We start from the raw sequence: 1,765 nt of genomic DNA, 5'->3' as shown, positions 1-1,765 counted from the left end.
GGGGGCTTGGTGGTGAAGAACGCATCGAACACCCGGTCATGGTCGGCGGCGGCGATACCGGAGCCGGAATCGCGGGCGACGATCCTCAGTCGCGCCCCGGCATCCTCGCACGCCGCGTGCAATTCGAAGCGTCCGCCGTCGGGCATGGCATCGGCGGCATTCGCCGCCAGGTTGAGCAACACCAGATCGAAGCGGTCCCGATCCATCAGCACCGGGGCCGCGCGGTCCGGCTGTGACAGTTCGAGGCGGATTCGGGGTCCGAGCGTCTGCCGCAGCTTCGGTTCGTGGGCGGCGACCGCCTCGATCGCCTCGAAGGCGAGAGCCGCGCCGGTGTCCTCGCGGGCGAAGTGCAGGAGCTTCCGGACCTGGACTTCCGCGCGGCGGCCGGCGGCACGGACCCCTTCCAGCGCCCGGGCGCGCGCGGCGGGGTCCTCGGCGCGCGCCGCCTGGTCCGCGTAGCCGCTCACCAGGGTGAGCAGATGTCCGAAGTCGTGCGCCAGCCCGCTGGCCATGCGCCCGGCCGCCTCCAGTTTCTGCGCATGGATCACCTGCGCCTGGGCCCGCTCGCGCGCGGCCATCTCCTCCTGCAGGCGCACGTTGGCCGCTGCCGAGGCCTCCGCCTGCGACCGCGCCTCGGCCAGGGCCTCCCGCAGCGCGGCCACGCTGCGGTCGACCACGAGCGCGACGCGCAGGAACATGACCGCGCGGATCAGGGCATCGCCGAACGCGAGCGGATAGGTGGACAGGCCCAGACGCACCTCGGCCAGCGCGCCTGCGGCGAGCGAGGCGACCAGTGCCGCATACATCGCCCACAACGCGCGCCGGCCGATCATGAGGCCGGCGACGAACAGCCACAGCACCTGGACCGGCATCTCGAAGATGTGCGCGGACAATCCGGTGATGCCGTGGGACACCACGGTGACCACGCCGACGACCGCCATCAACTGCCGGATGGCGATCTGGAACCGTCCCGTGCGGATCAGGACGACGCTCCATAGCGCCAGTGCGCTGATCAGGGCGCTGGCGATCAGGCTCGACGTCTCGCCGGGGCGCCACGGCACGTCCGTGCCCGCGATCCGGGACAGCCCGAGCAGTGGCGGCAGCGTCCCCAGGACCAGCAGGACCACCTGCAGCATCGGCGCATTGCGCCGGTCGACGGGATCGGTGATAGCGGGGCGTCGCAGCCAGCGGACGAGCGGGGAAGGGGCCATGGGCGGGGTCGGGCGTGATCGAGCCCTGATCTTTGAGTATTCCGTCACCGAACAAACTCACCACTGGTGAGAATTCGTGAATAAATGTGCTTGTCGTCACACATTTGCGCGGTTAGAGTGCGCGCGCTTCGACATCGTCTGTACGCCGCTCCGGTGGCGTGAGGCCACGTCCGAGCCGGGGGGCACGTCCTTGGTCACGGTCGGCGGATGCGCATTGCTGCGCCTGCCGGCCGCGCCTGCGTGCGCAAAAAAGCGTGGCCGGCCGGCTCCGGGCGGACGCGCGCATCGTCAAGGGGAAGCAGGTGTTCCAGATTCGACTTCGTAGCGCGGGCCCGTTCTTCGCCGGGCTGTCCGCGACGCTGCTCGTGGCGGCCGCCTGGCTGGGTGGCCCCGCGTTCGCCCAGTCCGTCGGGCTGACCAACACCGCGACCGTGACCGCGCCCGCCGGCACGACCGACATCGTGCCGGACAACAACGTCGACACCGCCACCGTGATGGTCGCGCCCGGTTACAGCTTCTGCACCATGCCCGGCGGCAACGCCACGTCGAACGCG

Annotated in this window: 2 protein-coding genes; one reads left to right on the top strand and one right to left on the bottom strand. The window is 70.7% G+C overall.

The annotated features are described in order from the left end of the window. On the bottom strand, window positions 1-1,211 hold a 1,211-nt coding region (locus tag ACOJSF_RS02000; RefSeq protein WP_420140564.1), incomplete at its 3' end, for a sensor histidine kinase. A gap of 302 nt (window positions 1,212-1,513) precedes the next feature. Between ACOJSF_RS02000 and ACOJSF_RS01995 the strand changes: the two genes are divergently transcribed. After that, on the top strand, window positions 1,514-1,765 hold a 252-nt coding region (locus tag ACOJSF_RS01995; RefSeq protein WP_420140563.1), incomplete at its 3' end, for a hypothetical protein.

The sequence above is a fragment of the Sphingomonas sp. genome (assembly GCF_048594985.1).
Classification (GTDB): Bacteria; Pseudomonadota; Alphaproteobacteria; order Sphingomonadales; family Sphingomonadaceae; genus Sphingomonas_I.
Note: the sequence above shows the minus strand (reverse complement) of the source record. Positions and strands in the feature narration are given on the sequence as shown.